The sequence below is a fragment of the Haloarcula taiwanensis genome (genome assembly GCA_002844335.1).
Taxonomy (GTDB): Archaea; Halobacteriota; Halobacteria; order Halobacteriales; family Haloarculaceae; genus Haloarcula; species Haloarcula taiwanensis.
Window position 1 is genome coordinate 428,638 of the sequence record CP019154.1, and the last position, 23,033, is coordinate 451,670.

Annotated in this window: 21 protein-coding genes, 1 tRNA gene and 1 pseudogene; 11 read left to right on the top strand and 12 right to left on the bottom strand. The window is 61.2% G+C overall.

Annotated features, from left to right (window positions below; genetic code table 11):
* Positions 1 to 9: 9 nt before the first annotated feature.
* Positions 10 to 1,953: an acetate--CoA ligase gene (locus BVU17_02230; GenBank protein AUG46396.1), complete on the bottom strand. Its 1,944-nt coding sequence runs from the start codon at positions 1,951 to 1,953 to the stop codon at positions 10 to 12.
* Between the two features lie 165 nt (positions 1,954 to 2,118).
* Here BVU17_02230 and BVU17_02235 point away from each other — a divergent pair, with 165 nt between their 5' ends.
* The 3 genes from BVU17_02235 to BVU17_02245 all read left to right on the top strand — a co-directional run bounded on the left by BVU17_02235 (position 2,119) and on the right by BVU17_02245 (position 6,113).
* Positions 2,119 to 2,979: a chemotaxis protein CheF1 gene (locus BVU17_02235; protein ID AUG46397.1), complete on the top strand. Its 861-nt coding sequence runs from the start codon at positions 2,119 to 2,121 to the stop codon at positions 2,977 to 2,979.
* Between the two features lie 153 nt (positions 2,980 to 3,132).
* Complete coding sequence (locus tag BVU17_02240; protein AUG46398.1) at positions 3,133 to 4,323, top strand: nucleotidyl transferase; 1,191 nt, start codon at positions 3,133 to 3,135, stop codon at positions 4,321 to 4,323.
* Complete coding sequence (locus BVU17_02245) at positions 4,323 to 6,113, top strand: glutamine--fructose-6-phosphate transaminase (isomerizing) (GenBank protein ID AUG46399.1); 1,791 nt, start codon at positions 4,323 to 4,325, stop codon at positions 6,111 to 6,113. Before BVU17_02240 ends, BVU17_02245 begins: the two co-directional genes overlap by 1 nt.
* A gap of 14 nt (positions 6,114 to 6,127) precedes the next feature.
* Here the strand turns inward: BVU17_02245 and BVU17_02250 are convergent, their stop codons facing one another.
* The 4 genes from BVU17_02250 to BVU17_02265 form a co-directional block, all read right to left on the bottom strand.
* Positions 6,128 to 6,520, bottom strand: coding sequence for a hypothetical protein (locus BVU17_02250; protein AUG46400.1), 393 nt, complete (start codon positions 6,518 to 6,520; stop codon positions 6,128 to 6,130).
* Positions 6,521 to 6,539: 19 nt separating this feature from the next.
* Positions 6,540 to 7,655 (bottom strand): hypothetical protein, encoded by a 1,116-nt coding sequence (locus BVU17_02255; GenBank protein AUG48813.1) that lies wholly within the window; start codon positions 7,653 to 7,655, stop codon positions 6,540 to 6,542.
* Positions 7,656 to 7,906: 251 nt separating this feature from the next.
* Positions 7,907 to 9,322: an exopolysaccharide biosynthesis polyprenyl glycosylphosphotransferase gene (locus BVU17_02260; protein AUG46401.1), complete on the bottom strand. Its 1,416-nt coding sequence runs from the start codon at positions 9,320 to 9,322 to the stop codon at positions 7,907 to 7,909.
* 356 nt (positions 9,323 to 9,678) lie between these two features.
* A complete protein-coding gene (locus BVU17_02265; protein AUG46402.1) occupies positions 9,679 to 10,434 on the bottom strand; it encodes a UTP--glucose-1-phosphate uridylyltransferase in 756 nt (251 codons plus the stop codon).
* Positions 10,435 to 10,522: 88 nt separating this feature from the next.
* On the opposite strand from BVU17_02265, the gene BVU17_02270 reads away from it, so the two are divergent.
* Positions 10,523 to 11,830, top strand: a complete 1,308-nt coding sequence (locus tag BVU17_02270; GenBank protein ID AUG46403.1) for a UDP-glucose 6-dehydrogenase — start codon at positions 10,523 to 10,525, stop codon at positions 11,828 to 11,830.
* A gap of 5 nt (positions 11,831 to 11,835) precedes the next feature.
* On the opposite strand, the gene BVU17_02275 is transcribed toward BVU17_02270, so the two are convergent.
* The 7 genes from BVU17_02275 to BVU17_02305 form a co-directional block, all read right to left on the bottom strand.
* Positions 11,836 to 12,327 (bottom strand): hypothetical protein, encoded by a 492-nt coding sequence (locus BVU17_02275; GenBank protein AUG46404.1) that lies wholly within the window; start codon positions 12,325 to 12,327, stop codon positions 11,836 to 11,838.
* Positions 12,320 to 12,793 (bottom strand): hypothetical protein, encoded by a 474-nt coding sequence (locus BVU17_02280; protein ID AUG46405.1) that lies wholly within the window; start codon positions 12,791 to 12,793, stop codon positions 12,320 to 12,322. Before BVU17_02280 ends, BVU17_02275 begins: the two co-directional genes overlap by 8 nt.
* 68 nt (positions 12,794 to 12,861) lie before the next feature.
* Complete coding sequence (locus BVU17_02285; GenBank protein AUG46406.1) at positions 12,862 to 15,195, bottom strand: hypothetical protein; 2,334 nt, start codon at positions 15,193 to 15,195, stop codon at positions 12,862 to 12,864.
* A 48-nt stretch (positions 15,196 to 15,243) separates the two neighbouring features.
* Positions 15,244 to 16,239 carry an oxidoreductase gene (locus BVU17_02290; protein AUG46407.1) on the bottom strand — a complete coding sequence of 332 codons (996 nt, stop codon included), beginning with the start codon at positions 16,237 to 16,239 and terminating at the stop codon, positions 15,244 to 15,246.
* Entirely contained in the window at positions 16,232 to 17,164 is a 933-nt protein-coding gene (locus tag BVU17_02295) for an oxidoreductase (protein ID AUG46408.1), read from the bottom strand. The genes BVU17_02290 and BVU17_02295 overlap by 8 nt, the downstream gene beginning before the upstream one ends.
* Before the next feature lie 2 nt (positions 17,165 to 17,166).
* Positions 17,167 to 18,339 carry a UDP-sulfoquinovose synthase gene (locus BVU17_02300; GenBank protein AUG46409.1) on the bottom strand — a complete coding sequence of 391 codons (1,173 nt, stop codon included), beginning with the start codon at positions 18,337 to 18,339 and terminating at the stop codon, positions 17,167 to 17,169.
* 121 nt (positions 18,340 to 18,460) lie between these two features.
* Entirely contained in the window at positions 18,461 to 18,922 is a 462-nt protein-coding gene (locus BVU17_02305) for an ADP-ribose pyrophosphatase (protein ID AUG46410.1), read from the bottom strand.
* Positions 18,923 to 19,018: 96 nt separating this feature from the next.
* Here BVU17_02305 and BVU17_02310 point away from each other — a divergent pair.
* The 7 genes and pseudogenes from BVU17_02310 (at position 19,019) to BVU17_02340 (ending at position 22,922) form a co-directional block, all read left to right on the top strand.
* Positions 19,019 to 19,091 (top strand) — tRNA-Pro (locus BVU17_02310).
* Positions 19,092 to 19,262: 171 nt separating this feature from the next.
* On the top strand, positions 19,263 to 19,817 hold the full coding sequence (locus BVU17_02315; protein AUG46411.1) for a hypothetical protein: 555 nt from the start codon (positions 19,263 to 19,265) through the stop codon (positions 19,815 to 19,817).
* A gap of 139 nt (positions 19,818 to 19,956) precedes the next feature.
* Entirely contained in the window at positions 19,957 to 20,409 is a 453-nt protein-coding gene (locus BVU17_02320; GenBank protein AUG46412.1) for a hypothetical protein, read from the top strand.
* Between the two features lie 97 nt (positions 20,410 to 20,506).
* A pseudogene (locus tag BVU17_02325) lies at positions 20,507 to 20,605 on the top strand (hypothetical protein).
* Positions 20,606 to 20,703: 98 nt separating this feature from the next.
* A complete protein-coding gene (locus tag BVU17_02330) occupies positions 20,704 to 21,861 on the top strand; it encodes a hypothetical protein (GenBank protein ID AUG46413.1) in 1,158 nt (385 codons plus the stop codon).
* Positions 21,862 to 21,863: 2 nt separating this feature from the next.
* Positions 21,864 to 22,295 carry a hypothetical protein gene (locus BVU17_02335; protein AUG46414.1) on the top strand — a complete coding sequence of 144 codons (432 nt, stop codon included), beginning with the start codon at positions 21,864 to 21,866 and terminating at the stop codon, positions 22,293 to 22,295.
* A gap of 6 nt (positions 22,296 to 22,301) precedes the next feature.
* Positions 22,302 to 22,922, top strand: a complete 621-nt coding sequence (locus tag BVU17_02340; protein AUG46415.1) for a hypothetical protein — start codon at positions 22,302 to 22,304, stop codon at positions 22,920 to 22,922.
* The last annotated feature ends 111 nt before the right edge of the window (positions 22,923 to 23,033 follow it).

Genomic DNA, 23,033 nt, shown 5'->3' on the forward strand with positions numbered 1-23,033 from the left:
CGAAACAGCTTATTTCTGTCTCGTCGTCGACTGGATTTCACCGAGGATTTCGGGGTTACGCAGCGCGCTGGTATCGCCCAGTTCCTCATCGTTCGCCACTGCGGTCAGCAGGCGGCGCATAACCTTACCCGAGCGCGTCTTCGGCAGGTCGGGCGTGAACACGATTTCTTTGGGGCGGGCGATACCGCCGATAGCATTGACGATAGCGTCTTCGATGGCTGCCCGGAGTTCACTCTCGGCGTAACCGTTCTCCGGGGAAGCGAACGCGTACACTGCCGTTCCGGTCGTCTCGTCGTCGGCACCAACGACGGCGGCTTCTGCGACGCCCGTGACGCCGGCGACCGTCGACTCAAGTTCCTTGGTGCTGAACCGCCGGCCAGCGACGTTAATCGCGTCGTCAATCCGGCCGAGGAACGTGATGTAGCCGTCATCGTCGACCGAGACGCTGTCTTCGGGGTAGTACCGCCACTCCTCGACGCTGTCTGGGACACTGCCCCAGCCCGTCCCATCGAGCAGCGCGCGCGGCATTCCGGGCCAGGGGCGCGTCACGACGAGCTCGCCGGCCGAATGAGGCTCGGCCGCCGCACCTGAACGGTCGACGACGGATGCTTCGATTCCCGGCAGCGGCCGTCCCGCGGCTCCGGGTTTCATCTCGTCGACGCCGGGCAGCGTCGATACGAGTATCGCGCCAGTCTCGGTCTGCCACCAGGTGTCGACGATGGGGCACTCGCCGCCGCCGATGTGTTCGCGGTACCACTCCCAGGCGCTCGCGTCCATCGGTTCACCGACGGTACCCAGCAGCCGCAGGCTGGAGAGGTCGTGCTTGGCGGGGTACTCTTCGCCCCACTTCATGAACGCTCGAACAGCCGTCGGTGCGGTGTAGAACACGTCGACGGCGTACTTTTCGATAAGTTCCCACAGCTGATCTTTTTTCGGGTGGTCCGCTGTGCCGTTGTACAGTACCGTCGTCGTCCCGAGTGCGAGCGGCCCGTAAACGATGTAGGAGTGACCGGTGATCCAGCCGATGTCGGCCGAACACCAGTAGGTGTCCTCTGGCTTTATATCAAGCACTGACTGGGCGGTCCAGGCGACGTGTGCGAGATATCCGCCGGTCGTGTGCGTGACGGCTTTCGGCTGGCCGGTCGTCCCCGACGTGTAGATACGAAAGAGCGGATCGTCCGCCGCCCGCGAGACGGGTTCGATTTCGGCCCCCTCGTGTGCTGCCAGCAGGTCGTGATAGTCGTCGTAGTCCGCGCCCAGGTGCACGTCACGGCCCAGTCGGTCAAGCACCACGACCGACACGTCGTGGTCGACGGCGATGCGCGCGTTATCGGCCTTGTTCTTTTGTGCGACGGCGCTACCGCGGCGGTAGTAGCCGTCGCAGGTGATGAGGTACTCCGACTCGGCCCGCTCCATCCGCGTCGCAAGCGCGTCCGCAGAGAAACCGGCGAAGACGACGTTGTGTGGCACACCAAGGCGTGCACAGGCCAGCATCGCGACCGGGAGTTCGGGCACCATCGGCAGGTACAGCGTCACCACGTCGTCCGGGCTGACACCGTGTTCGCGTAGCGCTGCGGCGAAGGCGTTGACTTCTCGGTACAGTTCGAGGTATGTGTAGGTGCGGGACTCGCCAAGGTGGCCCTCCCAGACCAGCGCGAGCTGGTTCTTCCGCTCGGGTAGATGCCGGTCGAGGCAATTGTAGGCGGCGTTTAATCGGCCACCGGGGAACCATTCGAACGGTGGGCCGTCCGTTCCATGGAGTACTGTCTCGAACGGCTCCTCCCAGTCGAGCAACTCAGCGGCCTCGCGCCAGCAATCGGGCCACTCCCGCTCGAAGCGGTCGTAGACAACTGAGTCTGTCACGTTCGCCTGTTCGACGAACCAGTCCGGTGGTTCGACTGTCTCTCGCCCCGGCTGGGACTGACCCCGATCCGGTTCGTCACCCCGTGTCATCAGTTGACAGTATACCGCCGCACGCAAAAAATATCCTATCTAATTGTGCACAATTCCGCTATGAGCGACTCGCCAGTGCAGTTGGCCGTTCTCAGTTTCGACACTGGCGACGGAAGTTATATTGAGTCCTGCGGACAACGGAGGTACGAGAGGCCGGTACGGGGCATGAGCGACACCGAAAAGAAGATCGCCGATACAAAAGGACAGTTCCTTCAGGCGGTCTCACAGGGCCAGCGCCTCACCGACGCCGAGTGGCGAAACTGTCGCATCGTCCTCACCACCGAGCGAGTCGCCCTGCTGGGCGACGACAAGCGACAGATTTCACTGACCGATATCGACCGTATCGCCGACCGGTTCGACGTGAACCAGCAGAGCGCCGGCGTCTCCGATTACGTCGCGCTCTACGTCGGCGAGGATGTCATCCTCGTGTCGGCATCGGACCACGAGGCGTTCGAAACTGACTTCTACCGGGCGAGTCTCGACGGCGCAATCGTGCTGGTCCAGCACCCCGCGCTCAAAGGCGGCGTCGTCCAGTCCGCCGAGTGGACGAAAGGCCGGCTGAAAGTCGGCGACGAGGCGCTAAAGCTCGCGATGGCCGATGGGCAGGCCGTCGTCGTCGACCGCGCCGATATCGGTGATCTCGCTGTCGAAGAGAAGCAGGTCAGCGGCGAGGAGCGGACAGTCATTCAGGTCGAGCACAGCGAGGACGACATCAGCGTCGAAACACACCTCGCGGGTGAGGAGTTCCACGCCACTGTCCTCCGGACGATGCTCGAAGAAAGCGCCGAACAGAACCAGGCTGATCTGGACCTGAGCTCGACGGAGAAACGGGTAATCATGGCACTTCACTCCGGCGTATCGCCGTTTGACATCCCCAACTTCGTCGGTATCGATGTCGACAAGACCGAGGAGATTTTCGACCGGCTGATTGAACTCGACGTAATAAGCGTGCTCCGGGAACGGACCGAAGTGAATCTGACGACGAAGGGGCGTCGCGTCGCCGGCGAGCGGATGGGCGAGCAGTAGTCCGCAGCTCTGGACTGAGTTGATACCGCTAGATGTCACAGCCGCCTGATACGTTTGATTTTCCCACCGCAATCTGGACATGCGTGGCAAGTAGACACCGACGAATCTCGGTAAGGCCGCCATATTGAAGCCCCTCCTCCGTCTGCAACAGGTATGCACATCGATACGGCTGTGGTCCTCGCTGCGGGTGAGGGAACTCGCCTCCGGCCGTTGACGCGAAACCGGCCAAAACCAATGCTGCCGGCCGCAAACCGGCCGATTCTCGAACACGTCTTCGACGCGCTGGTCGAGGCGGGCATCGAGAAACTGGTTGTCGTCGTCGGCTACAAGCGCGACCGCGTTCAGGACCACTTCGGTCCGACGTACCGTGGCGTTCCGATTTCCTACGTGAGCCAGACAAAACAGTTGGGTAGCGGGCACGCACTCCTCCAGGCACGAAGCGTTGTCGACGGCCCGGTTCTGGTGATGAACGGTGACCGTCTCGTCGACGCGGCCACTATCGAGGCGGTAGACTCCTCCTATGCAGAGACTGCGCACACGAGCATCGCTGTGGTTGAACGGCAGGACACCAGTCGGTACGGTGCTGTCGAGGTACAGGACGGTGACATCGTCGACATCGTCGAAAAGCCACAGCACGACGAGTTCAGGCTCATCAACGGCGGCGTGTACGCCTTCGACGGTGATATTTTCGAAGCGATCGACGAAACGACGCGCCACGCCGGCGAACTGGCACTGACCGACACAATCGAACTCCTGCTGGGATCTGACCGTGTCCGCGCGGTCGAGGTCGACGGGATGTGGGTCGACGCGACATACCCATGGGACCTGTTGACCGTTGCCCGCGAGGTGCTGGCGCGGGGGCGGGTCGTCGAATCGGCCCGCGACGAGCAGGTCTGGGTCGACAACTCCGCACGTGTCCACGACGAGGCGACTCTCCAGTCGCCGGCCGTCATCGGCCCGGACTGTGAGATCGGTCCGGACGCTGTCATCGGTCCGAATGTCGCACTCGGACGCAACGTCACTATCGGGGCCAACAGCGTCATCCAGCACACTGTCCTCGACGCAGACACGCGTGTCGACCCGAGCTCGACTCTCGTCGATACTGTCACCGGTCAGGACGTGAATCTCGGCGTCAACACAGTTGTCCCCGGCGGCCCGGCTGACGTTCAGGTCGGTACAGCGGTGTTCGAGGACCAGCGACTGGGCGCTGTTATCGCCGACCGTGCCGTCGCACTCGGTGACGTGAGTTTCGTCCCCGGGTCGCTTGTGGGCCCCAACGCTCGGCTCGCCACCGGCGTCACAGTCGACGGAACTGTCCGCGAAGACGCGGAGGTGGTCCGCTGATGTGCGGGATCATCGGCTGTGTCGGCCGCGGCGACGAGACGCTCGACACGCTCGTTCACGGTCTCTCGAAACTGGAGTATCGTGGGTATGACTCTGCTGGCGTCGCGCTGGCGAACGATCACATCGACCTCTGCAAACACTCCGGTAAAATCGCCGACCTCCGCGAAGCGTTGTCCGATCGGACGCTCTCGGGGTCGGTCGGCATCGGCCACACCCGCTGGAGTACGCACGGGCCGCCGACCGACGAAAACGCCCACCCACACCAGGACTGCACCGGCGATGTCGCAGTCGTCCACAACGGGATCATCGAGAACTACCAGTCGCTGCGGGACGAACTCGTCAGCGCCGGCCACACCTTCACATCCGACACCGATACCGAGGTCGTCCCACATCTGATCGAGGACGCGCTGGAGACGGGAGCCAACCCCGAAGACGCCGTCAGAGAGACAGTCGACCGACTCGAAGGCAGTTATGCCGTCGCCGTCGTCATCGCCGGCTGTGATTCAGTGTTCGCCGCGCGGAACGACTCGCCGCTCGTCCTGGGTATCGGCGAAGACGCGACCTACTTAGCGAGTGACGTGCCCGCCTTCCGGGATTTCACCGACAAGGTCGTCTACCTCGCCGACGGGGAGTTCGCCCGACTCAACGGTGCCGGCTGGACCGTCACCGACACCGACGGCAATATCATCGAGAAAGACATCGATACCGTCCAGTGGGACCCCGAGGAGACCGGCAAGAGCGGCTACGACCACTTCATGCTCAAAGAGATCCACGAGCAACCGCGCGCGCTTCGGCAGTGTCTGCGGGGTCGGGTCGACGAACTTGCCGGCACGGTCGACATCGGCGATCTCGGCGACCTCTCTCCGACCGGCGTCCAGTTCGTCGCTTGTGGCACCTCTTATCACGCCGCTCTGCACGGCGCACAGTTGTTCCGCGAAGCGGGCATTCCTGCCCAGGCATTCCTCGCTAGCGAATACGCGACTGCGACCCCACCTATCGGCGACGCGCTCGTCGTCGGCGTCACCCAGAGCGGGGAAACCGCCGATACCCTTTCAGCGCTTCGGGCGGCCCGCCGTCGCGGCGCGCGCACGCTGGCCGTGACCAACGTCGTCGGATCTACTGCGGCCCGCGAGTGCGATCATGCGCTGTACATCCGAGCCGGCCCGGAAATCGGCGTCGCCGCCACCAAGACCTTCGCCTCCCAGCTAGCCGCGCTGAACCTGCTTGCCCTCGGCACGTCGACGACCGGCGACGCCCGGCAGGTCATCAGCGCGCTCCGCGACCTCCCCGGTCACGTTCAGGAGGTCCTCGACGAATCTGCCGCCCAGGAGGTCGCTGAGTTGTATCAGGACGCCAGCGCGTACTTCTTCATCGGCCGCGGGTACCAGAATCCCGTCGCGCTTGAAGGCGCACTGAAAATGAAAGAGATCACCTACAAGCACGCTGAGGGCTTCGCTGCGGGTGAGCTAAAACACGGCCCGCTGGCGCTGGTGACCGAGAACACGCCAGTGTTCGCTATCGTGACCGGCGACGACGAGCGCGCCCGCAAGACCATCGGAAATGTCAAAGAGGTCGAGGCCCGCGACGCACCGGTCGTCGCGATCACCGATGGACAGAGCGACGTTGAACGATACGCCGACCACGTGCTCCACATTCCGGAGACCCACCCGCGGGCCGCTGCCGTGCTGGCGAACACGCACTTGCAGCTAGTGTCGTATCACACAGCCGCGCTGCTGGGGCGGAATATCGACAAGCCGCGCAACCTGGCAAAAAGCGTGACGGTCGAGTGAGAGGGCGTAGCTGGCTACTCGCGCTGGTCGCTGTTTGCTGGTGGTTCCGGCGGTTCCAGGAACTTTGCCGCCAGCTTGGCTGTTTTTGAACCAGAAAGGACGTTTTCGATAGCCCGTGCTACTACGGCGAGACGAGACATTTCCCAGAAGCGTGTGACTTGAGGTGTGGCAGCATCGAGAACAGCGAGTACTGGACCGACGCTGTGCGTTTTACGTAGATCAATGACGATACTCATCGACTCCGGTTCTGTCGTGAGCCAGCGATAGAGTCTGGATGCTCTCGTTCTCTCGAGGAGCAGAGTCCAGGCTCTGCCGAGCGTCGAGTGCTCGAAACTTCGTATAAAATCATCGGAAACTGACTTGAGCGTTGAGTTCTCGACAGCCGACTGGAGCCGCTGTTTCACCATTGTGACGTCGCTGTGCTTCTCATTGATGGCCTGAGACCACGGTCGCTTTGACTGTCATGGTGTCTAGATCCAGTGTCACGACGCGCCCCTGCTGGAGTGTTTGGCCTTTGAATGTGACGCCGGTATCCGTCTCTCGAACAGAGAGGTTTGCGGTGACGGTGACGTCTTGATTTATCGGATGTGTCCGCTCGTATATTTCTCCGTTCTGTCCCCTAGTAATAATTGTCGCATTCTGGCGCTGGACAGCCGAAATCTGCGCGATTGTTTCACCACCGAATGACTCTGTCATCCCTGGAGAGATGCTGTTAGCGAGTAACGGTGACACGTTAGAAAGCTGTAACTTGACCTCGCGCGTGGCGGGCTGGCCGCGTTGCGTTGTCGCACCGACTCGCGTGATTTTCCCCTTAACAAGGCCCGCTTCTGTCGGGAGTGAGAGGCTTACTCCCGGCCGGATTGTCGTCTCGCCGAACACCTGCTGTTCGCTGTAGGTCACGCTCTGGAGTGTTAATCCGAGGAAGACGGTCTTTGTATCAGGATTGTCGGTCCCGTATGCCGTTACCGAGTCGATGGTAGCTACTTCTCGTCCTTGCACACGGATCGGTTGCCCGGCGCTGAGACGACTGGCGTCGGTTTCTGACAGATCCGCTCTGACTACTACCTCTGTCTCAGTCGTGGTCAGTTCGGAGCCACCACCAACGTCACGAATCGTCCCTGTTGTGGAGTACGTCTCAGTCAGGATCTTGAGCTGTCGGCCGTGTCGTGGCGGTGCGCCGCTGTACTGGATTGTCTCTCCCGAAGCCGGTGCCGACAATTCGGCTCGAACTACCGCCCGTGTCGATCCATCTTGTGGAGTGAAATACACATCCGTGATCGTCACGTCCGAATTCTTCGACGGGCTGTAGCTGTCACCGGTCGATATTTGAGAAGTAATATATTCAGGTTGGGTACCGAGATCCAGTGTCACATTGGTTGTCTCGGTCGTCGGGGCTGAACTCGAATCGCTATCGTCTGCCAGTACCAGGCTGGTTCCAGCGACAAGTGCAGCGAGAACAAACACGACGACGAGGGCATCAATAATATTGACAACGCCAAACAGATTTCCCTCGTCGTCGATGATACCGTATGGCTCTTTCATCGACTTCATACAGGGGCATTTCCCGGCCAGTGTATGGCCTTTTCGCTTGGTCCCTAGACCTTACGACAGATCTCTGTTCATCAGTTCGCACGCAGCCTGTCATTGACCCCAGGGCATTTTCACGAACTGTCTGTGCTCCTCGTAACTGGTCTCACTCATGACTGGACTGAGTGAGTTCTGAGACCTGGTACCAATCCCTCCTGTTATTGCGTCCATTGCCCGCCGAAGGAGTATACGACGTACAATCGGTTCTACGGATCTCTGTACGCGACCAGTATATCGATAATAACACTCCAAATCTGCCTGGAAACGAGTTTCATATCGTAGCTAAACGACTGGTCGCGCACGTACTCTAGGTCGTACCGCAGCTTTTCGCCCGGCTCTTTCCCAGTTACGTGATTGACCTGGGCGGGTCCGGTCAGTCCCGGCTTGACGAACCATCGCTTCTGCCAGTCAACGACACCGGTCTGGATATCCGAGTCAAGCTCCGGTCGTTCTGGCCGTGGCCCGACAACGCTCATATCACCCCGCAGTATCGACCAGAGCTGTGGAATCTCATCGAGGTGCGTCTGCCGAAGGACTCGCCCGACTGATGTTACGCGTGGGTCGACTCCACCCGCATCCTCGTCACTGATCTTCGCACCGGTCTCGTCCTCCGCGTTCTCGATCATCGATCGGAACTTGTAGATGGAGAAGGTTTCGCCGAACACCGCTGTCCGGTCCTGCCGGTACAGTATCGAGCCGCCGTCTTCTAGCTTTATGCCGACTACGATCCCGAGAATCACCGGCGATAGCGCGATCAGCCCGGCCGATGCAAACGTGACATCGAATGCGCGCTTGAGAATGTAGTCCTGTATGTCCCAGGGTTCGATCTCTACGTCGACCAGGGTTCCGACTCCACCGCTGGCGGTCAACACAGAGTCTGCATGGTCGCGGTGGACTTTCGCGTCGAGACCGTACTCGTAACAGGCGTCGAGGGCGCCGAAGAACTCCGCCCGGTCGGCGTGTTCAAACGCCAGCACGACCGTATCGATATCATACTCGACGAGCACGTCCTCGATTCGCGAGAGGCCACCTAACCGCTCCAACCCACTCGGGTTAGTGCCGCCGTCAGCGATGGCTTCGGTCCGTTCGATTGTCGTCATTACACTCGTCGGACAGAGATAGCCCAGGAGCGTGCCGTCGACCTCGCTTGCCACTTCTTCTATCACACGGAGGTCATCGCCGACGACGATGGTCCGCTCGCCGTTTGACGACGGCCGCTTCCGAATCCACACAAACCACGCCGGCAGTGCGACCAGTAACAAAGGGGTCACTAACACGACAGTCAAACGCGGCAGCTTGTACGAATAGTCGAAGTAGCCGATTGTCGCCAGAACGAGAGCCGCCACGAGCACCCGCTTCTGGGCCAGTGCTATCGCGTCGAGAATTCTTCGCGGGCGGGGCTTGTACAGCGGGAGGAACACGCTGACGACGACTGCGATTGTGACCAAGAGCTCAATCGTGAACTCTGGCCCCGTTGGGGGGTCGGTCGGCAGCCGACTGAGTATCGGGAGAGTTGTCGCTATCGACTGGATGCTAGCGTTGTTAACAAGTGCGACGGCGACCGCTGTCAGCACGACAACGCCGGCTACACTTGCGACCCGGTACCGCCAGCCACTATCCATTATCACTGTGATTGCCGAGTTCCGGGATAAGTCCTGCGTCCCGGGACTCAAATACTGAAGTGACCGTGTGTGGACACGCAGCCCGACAACCCTGTACGGCCGTCGTGTTACTGAGAGCGAGTGCTACACGAACCGCGTTCGCGAGGCGACGTACCCACAATGACCGTCTCACCCCAGTCGTGTCGACTCTCGAAACGCCGAGCCAGCGTTCGTCATACCTGCCCTGTTTAACGGTGTCCGATGGAGATGGGATCACGGTGGTGGTCCAGCCTTTCGATTGAAATCCTATCCGACTGTGAAACATACCTGCCCGTGCTGTCACACTGGTAACTGGCGGGATGATACAGTTTCGTCGCTCACTCGCTTGCGGCGATGTTTTCGGCGGCCATCTCTGGGTTAATCTCGCCCTGTAGCCGCTTTTCGGCCTCGTCGCGGTCCTCGGGATAACCGATATCGTTTCGCCAGCCGTCCATGCGGATCGCATCGATCGTTCGCCCGGAGTGCAACAGGAGGTCAATCGCGTCACTGATCTCGTACTCGCCGCGATTAGACGGTTGCACCAGATGACAGGCGTGGAAGATGGCCGGCGTGAAGGTGTAGAACCCGGTCATCACCAGATTCGATGGCGGCTCTTCCGGTTTCTCGACGACTTCGGTTATCTCGCCGTACTTGTTGGTGTCACAGACGCCGTAGCGCCCGGCCTCCTCCCAGGGAACTTCCTCAACGAGGAAGGCGGCGTCGGCACGCTCCTCCGCCTGTCGGTTGACGACGTCTTGGAGGTTCGCCTCGAAGATGTTGTCGCCGAGCATCAACATGAAGTCGTCGTCGACGTGCTCTTCAACGGTCAGGAGCGCGTGGGCGAGGCCGTTCTGCTCGCGCTGGTGGGTGTAGGTGATCGGGACGCCTTCGAACTCGTCTTCGTAGTGATTAATGATGGCCTGCTTCTTGTAGCCGACAACTACCAGAAGTTCGTCGGCACCCAGTTCGATCAACTGCTCGAAGCAGTGGGTCAGGATCGGTTTCCCCGCGACCTCTACCATTCCCTTTGGCTTGTCTTCGGTCAGCGGACGGAGACGGGTCCCCTCGCCAGCGGCGAGTACGACAGCTTTCATATATCTCAATTCGTTGGCCGTCCGATAAAACTCTTGTCGAATTATAAGACCCGAATTATAATATCCGCTTCTCGACTATCGTCTCCTGATGAACGTCAGTATTGTCGGAAGCGGATACGTTGGGACGACGGTCGCGGCGTGTCTTGCGGACCTTGGACACGAAGTCGTAACGATAGATATAGACGAGGATATTGTCGACGCGGTAAACGACGGCGAGTCGCCGATACACGAACCCGGACTCGACGAACTCGTCGCTGAACATGGCGGCGGTCGCCTTCGGGCAAGTACCGACTACGCCGAGATTCTCGATACTGACCTGACGATGCTAGCGCTCCCGACGCCCTCGAACGACGACGGGAGTATCGACCTCCAGTTCATGGAAGCCGGTGCGGCATCCATCGGCGAGGCGCTGGCTGGCGCTGAGAACGCGGCAGCGGACCCACACCTTGTCGTCACGAAGTCGACTGTCGTTCCGAACACGACCGAAGACCGCCTCGCTCTCCGTATCGCCGACGCCGGTCTCGAACGCGGCACGGACTTCCTCGTCGCCTCCAATCCCGAGTTCCAGCGTGAGGGGACCGCTGTCGCGGACTTCCTGAACCCCGACAAACTCGTCTTTGGGACGGACGACGACCGCGCGACCGACCTCCTCCATGACCTCTATGCACCGCTACGTGAGGCCGCTGACGACGACGTGCCGGTCGTCGAGACCGGTATCGCCGAGGCCGAGATGATAAAGTACGCCAACAACACGTTCCTGGCGACGAAGATTAGCCTCATCAACGACATCGGGAACATCTGCAAGGAGTTCGGCGTCGACGCCTACGAGGTGGCCGACGCCATCGGTCTCGACGACCGCATCGGCGAGCAGTTCCTCCGCAGTGGCGTCGGCTGGGGCGGCAGTTGCTTCCCGAAAGACACCGACGCCATCATCGCCGCGGCGCGGGAGCAGGGCTACGACCCCACAGTCCTCTCTGCGGCCGTTGAGCTGAACGACGGTCAGCCAGAGCGCCTCCTTTCCCTCCTCGATGACCATGTCGACGTGTCTGGGAAACGCGCCGCCGTGCTCGGACTGGCGTTCAAGCCCGGGACGGACGATATCCGGAACACGCGGGCAGCACCGGTCATCGAGGGACTGAAAACGCGGGGTGCCGATGTCGTCGCCTACGACCCCGTGGCGACCGAGAACATGCGCGAGCGCTATCCCGACATCGAGTACGCCGACTCCCCGGCGGCCGCCCTCGACGGCGCGTCCGGCGCTGTCGTCGTCACCGACTGGGACGAGTTCGCGGCGCTCGACGCCGAGTTCGACGAGATGGCCGACCCCGTCGTCGTCGACGGCCGCCGCATCATCAAGCGCCGGGACGGCATCACCTACGAAGGGTTGACCTGGTAGCCAACTCAGTCACGTCGTACTCGCCTGTCGAGGACGGCGACCGCACCGGCCGCGAGAAGCGCTACGACGAGTACGGTCGGATCCGAAGACACGTACAGGCTCGGTGTCGGCGGCCGCCAGTTCGTGAACGGATACAGCCAGGCGCTGGCCCGACCGTCGGCGTACACCCGCAGCCCATCGAGCAGGAGCGAGGTGAGACCGCCGAACGTCACGAGGCCGAACACCCGTCCCCAGTACCGTCGCTCGAACGCGACAGTGATAAGACCGGCCAGTAGCAGAACTCCGCCGAGTGTCGAGAGGGGCATGTAGGTGAACGGCACGCCGAGAAGTGCTCCGACTGTCTCTTCGTTCACCACGATTCTGACTTTCACTACATCCGGAATCGCCGCACCACCCATCCCAACCACGACCCAGCGCTGGTCGAGCCAGTCGACGCGCCAACTCGCGACCGTGAGAAGGATGTACGGAGCGAGCAGATGTGTCAGCAGGTCAGCCATTGCGGGCCTCCAGCGTCCACGTGTCTCGATTGATGCGCCAGTACCGGAAGAACAGCAGCAGGAATCCGAGCGCGCCGATAGCCGAGGCGCCGTACTTGTAGAGTTCGGCCCACCGGCTGCTGTTGACGACTTCGACGCGCTCGGCCGCTATCGTTTGCTCTGGTCCGACCGTCCCGTACACTTGGACGACGCCGCCTGATTCGACGGCTGTGCTCGTCTCAGTGACTCTGAGTGTGATTGCCGTCCCGTCGCCCTCGACTTTTATATACAGCTCGCCGTCGCCGGTCTCTGTCACTGTTCCAAACACCATGAGTTGCTGTCCGACGTACGACTCGTACCCGGTCGAAAGGTCCGCAGCATCTGGATACGGTGACCGTTCGTCCTCTGTTATCTCCGCGTGGACGAACAGTCCTCCGAGTGTCAGACACAGCACAAGCACGATGCCGACACGAACCCAGACGCGCACACCATCTGTTCTTTCGGTGAGGACAATGGTCGTTTCGCTTCAGACCCACAGCGTGTCTGTCTCCAAGATCACTCGACAGTGATATTGCCGCCACTGTACACCATTTGTTCGGTGACTTCGACGGACGTTTTATTCCCGCTATCGGTAGTCACGGCGTACGTCCCGGGGTTTGCGACGGTAACAGTGAAGTCACCATTCCGGTTGGCCGTCGTCTGGCGCTCGTAGTCGACTTCTCTGTCCGAAACAGTGATGGTCGTTACGACCGAGACGGTCGAATTCGGGGCCGCAGTCCCCCGTATCTCTCCACCCGGAACAACCGCGAACGCCTTGTGGCTCCCGTCTTCGCTCGCGAAGAGCGGCCGGTAACGGGCCAGTCCGTCCACATTTCCGTTACGGCTTCCGAAGTGCTGGTGTAGCCGAGCGTACATCGTGGCCGGTTCCTCGATGTCGGTCGCCGTCGTTACGATATACCCGACTCGGTTGGAGATCCGACTGTGTGCCGCATCAGGGTCCGTTGCTGCGACGAATGGCCCGTACCTTTGGCGGGCGTAACTGAAGCTCCGTGACTCGCCACTAACGAAGTAGTTGTACACGCGGTTCTGTCCCCAGCGGCTGAGGACGTAGTTTTCGGGGTATTCGAGTCCCCGCTCGGTGGCGTCGGCTTCGATTGCAGTCGCCGCGTCGTACGTCCCGTCCTCGACGAGTACCTGGCTCGTCTTCACAGGGACCTGCACGATCCCGAGGGACCCGAACAACAGGAACAGCACGAACAGCGACGCAACCGCGCGGGTGTCCGGAACGAGCACGTCTCGCAGGTCCCGATCCCCGGTCGCTAGGACCGGTCGGGCGAGCTCAACCCACGAGGCGACCCAGATGAACGCGAGGCCAGCGAACAGCGCGAGAAACGTGGCCAGTTCGCCGACGAAACGGACCTGAATCATGGCGAGGCCGAACAGCACCCAGACGTAGCTACTGGCGACGAGCCAGCCGCTCTGGTCGCTCCGCGCGAGGTCGAGTCCCCACACCATTGCCGGAAGCGCCAGGAACAACGTCAGACCGAGCAGGAACAGGAAGCCGAAGGCGTCCGTGCTGAACAGGCCGTACGTCTCGGCGATTGCGTCGGATCGAAACAACAAGTCGAGCCGGCTATTGAACGTGTCCCACTGTTCGGTGAAGCCAAAGCGGAAGACGAGGAGGCCAACGACGCCAAGTCCGAGATCGACCACAGCCAGTTGTCCGACAGTACCACCGAAGCGCCGGGCTACCTCTGCTGTCGCAATGACGACGACAGTACCCAGCGTCAGTAGTGCTGGCGCGCTAGTGACGAGCGCAGTTTGCCAGCCGGTGACAGTATGAACACTCCAGGCGAGTGTCGCACCGAAGCTAACGCCTGCAAGGACCGGCGCGTTGCTGACCAGTGCCGACCGGTCGTTCGAGACATCCAGCAGTGTCTGTCCCAGCACCACCAGACTGACCGGCAGGACAAGCAACGGCCCGGCCTCCCACGCGAGCACCTGGCCGGCAGTCCCGACACCGATGCCGACCGCGGCAATCCACGGCTGTGGTCGACGAAGCGACGTTCGATTCGTGGCCGTCGTTAGCGCGATGACGAGTGCAAGGGCGGAGAGTCCCAGCCAAGGATAATCGAAGGCGTGGTGATCCGCGAAACCCAGGCTGGTCCGGAAGGCGTGGCCCGGCATAAACGCGAGGAACAGAACCGCTGCGAGGCCGACACGCCGGTCGCTGGACACCCGAACTGCGAGCAGATAGAGCAGGACGCTCGTGACGAGTGCCGACACGACTGGATACCAGGCGAGAACGTGGCCGATAACTTCCTTGCTCCCGCCAAAGAGGCTGGAAACCAACCAGAGTGTCGCGATCATAAGCGGCTCTCCCTTGGTCACTGCGTCCGGAAGCACGGAGAGCGCCCCGAAATCAGCCGCGCTGCCGGCGTTCGCCGCGACCTGTTCGACGTGGTATCTGTAATAATAGGGGTCGTTGCTCGAGAGAACGATATCGCCGTCACGATATACTGACCCGATGATGTAGGTTCGGGCGACGAGCACGACCGATAGGGCGGCGACGAGCAATCCGGTTGCTCGCGCGTCGAAATCAAAACGCAGTGCGTCACCGAGCGCCAGCCCGTGTCCGCTGTCGCTACCGGCCTCAGGCTCGCCGTTGAGCGCGGCCCGTACAGCGTCTGGATCGGCGACTCGATACTGCTCACCGTCTTTCTCGACGATGCCCGCGGAGACGAGTTCGCCGAACTGCCCCGAATCGATAGGGATGTCATCGAACGTCCAGCCGTCCTGTTCGTCGTCGACGGCCAGAACCGCTTCTGTCGCATCTCGTAGCTCGGGCCGGTCATCGAGTACCGCTCCCGCCCCGGGCGTGTCGCTCATGTCTCTTCTCTTTCCGGTCTGGCGAATAAATCCATCGGGACTCGATGTCTACGTGGTCGCCGATTCCAGTGCCGCCCGAATCGCTGACTCTACGTCGTGTTCCGGGGTCCAGCCCAGCACGTCAGCCGTACGGTCAGTGTCGACCGGGAACGAATCGACGAGCGTCTCGTCGTCGCCCCGCGGGTTCTCGACCAGTTCCACGTCGGTATCGATGTCAGCGACTGAGGCGGCGATGTCGCTGACGAGTTCGGCGACGGCACGGACGCCCGGGTCCTCGTCACTCGCGATCTCATATTTCTCGACGCCGGTCTCATCGCGGTCCAGTTGCTCTAGCAGTCGTTCGCAGCTGTCGACGTAGGCACGGGCCACGTCCTTGACGTGGACGAAGTTCCGGGACTGTGTGCCCGGTTCGTAGACCGTCAGCGTCTCGCCGGCGAGCGCGCGGTTCACGAAGAAGTTGATGACGGTCCCCTTCGAGACGGTCTGGCCGTCTATCTCGTGGCTCCCGTATAGGTTCGATATCATGAACTGGTGGGCCGGGAACGCGCCGGCGGCGTACGTCTCGATAGCACGCTCGTTGAGCAGTTTCGTCTGGCCGTACCAGTTCAGCGGGTCCCGTGGGTGATCGACCGTAATAGGGAACTCCTGTGGGTCGCCGATGACCGCCATCGAGAATGGGAAAATTAGCGCTGCGCCTGTCTTGCGACAGAACCAAGCAACGTTGTCGGTTCCCTGAACGTTGACCTCGTAGGCCAGATCCTGCTTTGCTTCGCAGTCGTCGACGCCGGAAATCGCGGCGAGGTGCATCACGACGTCGGCCCCGTCTAGCGCCGCCTCCAGACGGTCCCGGTTCCGGATGTCGACGTGTTCGATATCGACACCGCCGACGGTTTGCACGGTCCCGAGGTAGAAGTTGTCGATAGCGGTGATTTTCCAGTCGGGGTGGGCCTGCTGTAGTTCGTGGATGACGCGGCTGCCGATGTAGCCCGCTCCGCCGGTGACGGCGATGTTGGGCGTCTCGCTGGTAGGTTCTGTTTCAGACATTGGTGGTGAATTTCTCCGCGAGGTCGCGGACGCCCTCGCGGAGCGTCCACGATGGTTCGAAGCCCGTCCGACCCAGTCGGTCGAAGTTGACGTGATAGGACGGCCCGGGGTGCTCGTCTTCGAGATATGTGACGTCGACCGGCGCGACCTCGTCGGCGACGATATCGGCGATTTCGGCTATCCGGTAGTTCCCGGCCGCCGAGCCGACGTTGTAGACGGGTTTATCCCAGGACTCGGGCTCGCATGCGGCCGCCGCGTAGGCGCGGGCGGCGTCCCGGACGTGGATGAACGGCCGCCAGTTCGAGCCGTCGCCGTAGACGGTGAGCGGGCGACCGGTGAGCGCGCGGAACACGAAGTAGTTCACGACGAGGTTGAACCGGATGCCCGGCGAGTGGCCGAAGTTCGTGGCCATCCGCAGGGCGGTGCCGGTCATGTCGAACTCCTCGCAGTACTCCCGGAGCAGCGTCTCGGACTCCAGTTTCGTCTCCGCGTATGGGTTGATGGGGTCAGGGTCAACCGTCTCGTCGATGTCGGTGCTGGTCGCGCGGCCGTAGACGTTACACGAGGAGGCGAAGACGACGTGATCAACGCCGAGCTTGCCCGCCGCGGTCAGGACGTTCTCGGTGCCGTCGTAGTTGATGGCGAACGTCTCATCACGGCGTTCGTGGGTGCTCGACGCGCCGGTGATGGCCGCGAGGTGGATGACGCGGTCCACGCCGCGCATGACGCTCTCCACGTCGCCGTACTCGCGGACGTCGCCCCGCCGAAATTCGAGGCCGTCCCCGAGCGTCCCCAGCAACGCGCGCGGCGACCCTGAGGAAAGGTCGTCGAAGACCACGACGCTGTCGACACGGTCGTCGTCGCGCAACAGCGGGAGCAGCGCGCTACCGATGTAGCCACAGGCTCCGGTGACCAGCACGTCCATCGTCAGTCCTCGCTGAGAACGCCCGGCAGGAACCGGTCCTCGTGGGCCTCGATGGTGTCGGCGTAGCGGGTCAGCGTCTCGAAGATGTCGGCGACGCCGTCCTCGAAGGACTGTGACTGGCCGCCGATGAGGTCGGCATAGCGGTCGTTCTCGATTTCCATCTTGTGGGTCTCGTCCTCGTCGCGGGGGTTCTCGAAGTGCTCGACGGCGACGTCGAGGTCGAACTCGCTGCCCACGTCCGCGATGGTCTCGGCGATTTCGACGATACTAATCGCGCGCGTGACCTGATTATAGACGGTCAGCCCGTCCGGTCGGTCGTCGGGGTCGGCCAGCGCGACTTCCGCCAGCCCCTCGACGGCGTCCTCCAGCGAGATGAACGGCTTGCGCTGCTCGCCCTTGCCGTAGACGGTGACCGGGTAGCCCGCAACCGCCTGCGCACAGAAGCGGTGCGTGACGGTCCCGAAGTAGTAATCGAAGTCGAAGCGGGTCTTGAGCCGGTCGTCCGCGCGGGTCTCCTCGGTCTCAGTCCCGTAGACGATGGCCGTGCGCACGTCCGAGATCGGGATGTCGAACTGCGTGTGGGCAAGCCGCATGTTCTGTGCGTCGAAGCCCTTCGTCGCGTGGTACCAGCTCCCGCCCATGTTGGGGAAGGGCACGTCGTCGCGCTCGTCCTGGTTCTCCATCGTCGCGCCGCCCTCGGGGATGGGGAACTCCGGCGCGCCGTAGACGCCGGTCGTCGTCGTCTCGACGAAGTGGGTGTCCGTGAGGTCGTGCTCGTCGAGGCCCCACAGGAGGTTCCGCGTCGCCTGAAGGTTGTTGTGCTGGGTGTAGTTCGCCCGTTCGCCGTTGATCTGGGAGTACGGCGCGGAGGGCTGGGCGGCGGTGTGGACGACGACCTCGGGTTCGTGGACCGCCAAGAGTTCGTCGACAAAGGACTTCTCGGCGAGGTCGCCCTCGACGAAGGAGAGGTTCGTCAGGCCGTGGACCTCGCGGGCCGCGTCGAGGCGCTCATCGATGCTGGCCACCGGTGTCGCGCTCGTCGCGCCCACGTCTTCGACCCACTCTCTTCGGGCGAAGTTGTCGACAAGCAGCACTCTGTCGTCCGTCCGGTCTGCGATTCGCAGCGCGGCCGGCCACCCGACGTAGCCGTCGCCGCCAGTGATGAGGATGGTCATGGTTACTCAGATAGTGAGTAACTGCGGCGCGTAATCAATCTTCTGTTCGGTTGCCTGCTAGTCTTGTACAGCCTGCTCGCTCATCAGACACGCATTCGTCCTCAAAACAGCAATTCCTCCTCTACTGGCCGACGTCGAACCGTTCGAAGTACTCTGTGACGTACTGGTTCGCGTCCGCCGGTGGTTCCGTGACGACGCGATAGGCGTCATGCTGGTCGTCGAGTGCTATCTCTGCTCCGTCCTCGGGTACGACTCGATACACAACCGGTATCGTGTGCCGGGAGGCGACGCCATCGACGGACGACGCGTCCCAGAAGTGTTCGCTGACGCCGAGCCGTTCCGTCGCAACCGATGTGAGACCGAGTTCCTCTTCGGCGATGCGCACCGCCGCGTCGTCCAGTCGCTCTCCTTTGTAGAGGCGACTCCCCGGCCAGAACCACTCGCCTTTGGCTGGTTCGTTCTGTCGCCGTGTGAGTAAGATACCCTCCTCGTACTCAACGACGAGGTCGACACAGGGCTGGGGCATGTTGTCGAGACAGGTGGCGAACGTCTCCGTCGGAATGCGTTCGTCGTGCCGGTCCATACTTCGCCCTTGCGGGCTACCGGTGAAACCGCTCCGCTTCTCGCTGTTTCGCAACCGTTAAAACCGACCCTGTCCTCTTTCCGATTGCTATCGCACGGGCCGGTGGGGTAGCCTGGTATCCTTCGGCCTTCGGGTGGCCGTAACCGCGATTCGAATTCGCGCCGGCCCATACCATACAAACCCTTTTTCCCGGGTTTCCTAACAGTTAGCGGCCGCTCTACGGGGTGGTCGCTGTGAGTATTCAGCGGGCTCACGAGCTGTCCATCTGCGACTACTGCGGCGGCTACATCGAATCACCACGACAACCGTGCCCGGCGCTAGACGAGGGGGTGTGTCGTCCATGAGCCGTGCTAGCCGGAGCTGGCAGGCGAGCGACGACCTGCCTCAGTCTGTTGGCGGCCCGTCGACGTTGTCGATGCCCGACGACTGGACGCTGTCGACGGCGTGGAAGCGCGCACAGTCCGAGAACGACCGAGGCGGCGCTATCAACGACGCCGAGCGTGTCGTCTACCTGAGCGACGGCGACAGCACTCACCGCGTGCTGTGGGCGCTACAGGGCCGCACACTCGTCGCAGACTGCGACTGCGCCGGCTACCAGTACCACGGCGGCTGGTGTGCCCACGTCGCTTCGCTGTGGTGGCAGTGGGTCCGCGGGCAGATCGTTGTCGCACATCTCGACACGGGCCGCGAGTACCCATCACCACCAGCATGGCTCCGCCTCGACGACGAACCGACCGCTTTCAACCAACTCACTCCTGCCGAACTCGACGCTTACCTGACCTGTGACCTCGGAAGCCTCGGGGTTCGGGAGTACGCCCGACTCTCCGGTCGCTCGCCTGGAACCATCGGGAACCTACTCCGCTCTGCCCGTGACGAGATGGAGGGCCGCCGATGACACAGGCGCGCACGCCCGCCCTAGCGCGTGACCTTCTGGCAACCCCACGGGGGGCTGTCCTACACGTACCAACATCGGCGTCCGTCACGCCGCCGTATGGGGATTCGGCCCCGTCTTACGGGGAGGTGGCTAGTCAGACATGACTGGTGGAAGCCAACTTCACGAAGAAGATGGGAGTGACAAAATCACCTTCCGTCTGTCGACCACGCTGAAAGAACAGTACAAGGAACAGGTCGACAACATGAGCGCCGATCTAGAGGAATACGTTCGTCAGCGCGTTTCGGAGCCGGAGACTGATGGCGGGCTTGAACCATATGCTGACCCGGACAATCGAGAACTTGCCATTGCCTACCGGACGCTCTGCGAGAAGCGCACTGATAACGGCATTGTCCGAGGAGAAAGCGCGAAGCGTGCACTTGCTCAGGCTGTCGATAGTATCGACCAACAAGACGCACAGCGCCTTCTTGCCCGGCTTGAGAAGCGCGGGTATGTCCATCTTCAGAACGGGATACCACCAAGCGACTACACCGCTGTCCACGTCCGACCGTTCTCACGTAAGGGTGGAACTCAGAACCAAACTGCCGATGCGTGATTTCCGTCTTGCTTAGTTAATTATTAACTAAGCAACAGGTTTTATTTTGTATATCGCCTCATCAAAGACTATGACTCGAAATACAACCGGTGTGTCGATGCCCGAGTCAATGGTCGAAAACATAGACGAGAGATACGTAGCGGCTGGATATCACAGCCGATCCGATTTAATCCGAGATGCGGTTCGTGACAAGTTGTCTCAGATTGAACACCAGTCAAAGTAACCTGTTTCTCTATTCTCTGCTGTTGACAACAAGCGAGAACCCTTGGTAGTAGTGCCACTATCGCCGGCCGCATGGCCGCCAGCGAGGAAACAGACAGCTCCCAACCCGCGGACCCTTCTACAGTAGCGGAATTAGAGGCGCTACCGTACAGCGAGAAACAGCGTCTCGCTGGGGAACACGGGTACGGGCGAATTGTCGGTGTAGAGGAGGCAGAATTAGAGAATTTTCTCACAGATACACTCGCACTCAGTGAGAGCGAGAACGTCGACAGTGGCAACGATAGCGAACCGGAGGGAGGAACCCAGACAGTGACAAACTCAGAGAGTACGAGCGCCAGCACAGAGACACAGACAGACGCCATCTCCGTCGGTCACGAGGGGAAAGAGAAGCTATCCCCTGAAGGAGCGCCAGACGACGAAGGAACAGCAGTAGAACCACCCAGCGGTGTCGACTTAGACGGGCTGTCACCAGACGACCTCGAACCGAGTGAGTCGGCGTCACCAGCGAACCAGAGCGAGAATAGCGAACACGCTGAAAAACCAGAACAGCAGGAGCAGAACGACAGTAGCGAGAACAGCGAGGATAGCGGTGGCTTGTTGGACCGGATACGCGGCAATAGCGACCGTTCAACAGACGAAATCGTAGCGGAAGCAGATAGTGAGGGAGAACGACAGCGCCGCGAGGAAGTCCGTGAGACGTTTGCTGATGCCTTCGGGGAAGAGTCGGGAGAGAGCGGCGATAGTGCCGAGGAACAACCCGACTCCGGCGGTGACCACTCACCAGCGGGAACCCAGCAGGCCAGCGGCATGGTAGTTGATGAGACGGTCGTGAAGCACCTCATTGGAATGCCCTTCTCGATGACCGCGACGATGACTGACTGGGAGGGCTGGGAACTCTCTGAACAGGAGAAAGCGGCCAATGCAGAGCTGTTCATCGCCATGTGTGACGAGCACGATGTCGATGTCGGCCCGACAGCGATGTTCGCTCTATCGATGCTGGGGACCGCTGGGGGCCGAGCGATGCGCTATCGTCGCCATCGAGATACTGACCCGGTTGAGACTGACCGGAAACAGAGCGAAGACCCTCCTGACTTCAACGACGACGTGACAGCGGTACGCGGTCAGGACGGCCGTCGAGATCGCCGCGACACTCGCGCCGAACACAGAGCAGAACAGAGCGAGAACAGCGCAGAAAGCGAATTCGATTTTGAAGACAGCAGTACCTGGTAATCATGCAGGAAATCATTCAGCAGCTCGCGTTAGTAGCGAGTCAGGCAGACGAATCGCCCGAAGAACGAACGCAGCGACTCAAACAAGTTGCCGACGACAGTGGTGCAACGGCCCGGACACTCTACGAGGTGGAGGAAGATCTTCGCGGACTGGGATGGTCCGCTCTTGTCGACAATGAGGAAACAGTCGACCAGATCGAGGCGAAGCTACAGGGGTTCGCTCCGATGTTCGGCCTCGACCCACAACGCGCGGAGGACCAGTTCGGGCCTGAGACATTCATCCATCTCTTCTCGCAGTACGCGCTTGCGAGGCCGGAGGCGACAGCCTACGCTATCGCTACGCTTGACGACGTACTCACCCGGCGTGGGCTGTACGATGAGCTTGACGTCGACGTACCGGAACCCGGCGAGTACAGCGGCAGCGAGGGGCAGTAGCAAGCGATGGATATTGACCTGAGCGAAATCTCGGTCATCCTCGGCCAGAAGAACTCGGGGAAGTCAGTGCTCTTCGAGCACCTGTTGACCCAGACAGAGCGCTACATCTGTATCGATCCGAACGCTGAGCATGGGCCACCGGGTGCGGTGTTTCCCGATAATCCCGGTGACGTGCTCGACCACTGGATGCGCGGCAACACTCAGCAGGTGATTCGAGAGAACCCGTTCACCGAAGATGTCCTCGACGAGTACCTTCGAGCGTTCGGCCAGCTCAAGCGGTGTTACCTCTATCTCGATGAGGCACACAACTGGATGTCCGCACATCATATTCCCGAAGTCCTTCAGCACCTCGTGAAGTGGCACGTCACCCACGCTAACTGTGGATTAGTACTCGCCGCTCACAAGGCGAAAGAAGTCCACGATCAGATCTGGACACAGACGGACAACTACCTGATTTTCGCCTACGGAGACCACGAAGACAGCAAGTTCAGTAAGGTGAGTATCCCCGACAAACACCGGGTGACCGAAATGGACCCGAACGCGTACCAGTTCCTCACGTACAAAGATGTGGCTGGAGCATCATCGACTATCCGAGGGCCGGTTGAGATTCCGGCGCACTTACGATAGCGTAAAATAGCGCGTACAGACTTCTCGCGGCCATTCGCTATCGGTGTTGTCAACAAACAAATACTGAATCATCCCTCGCGGCAACTACTGGTCGCATGGTTTCGACCAGCA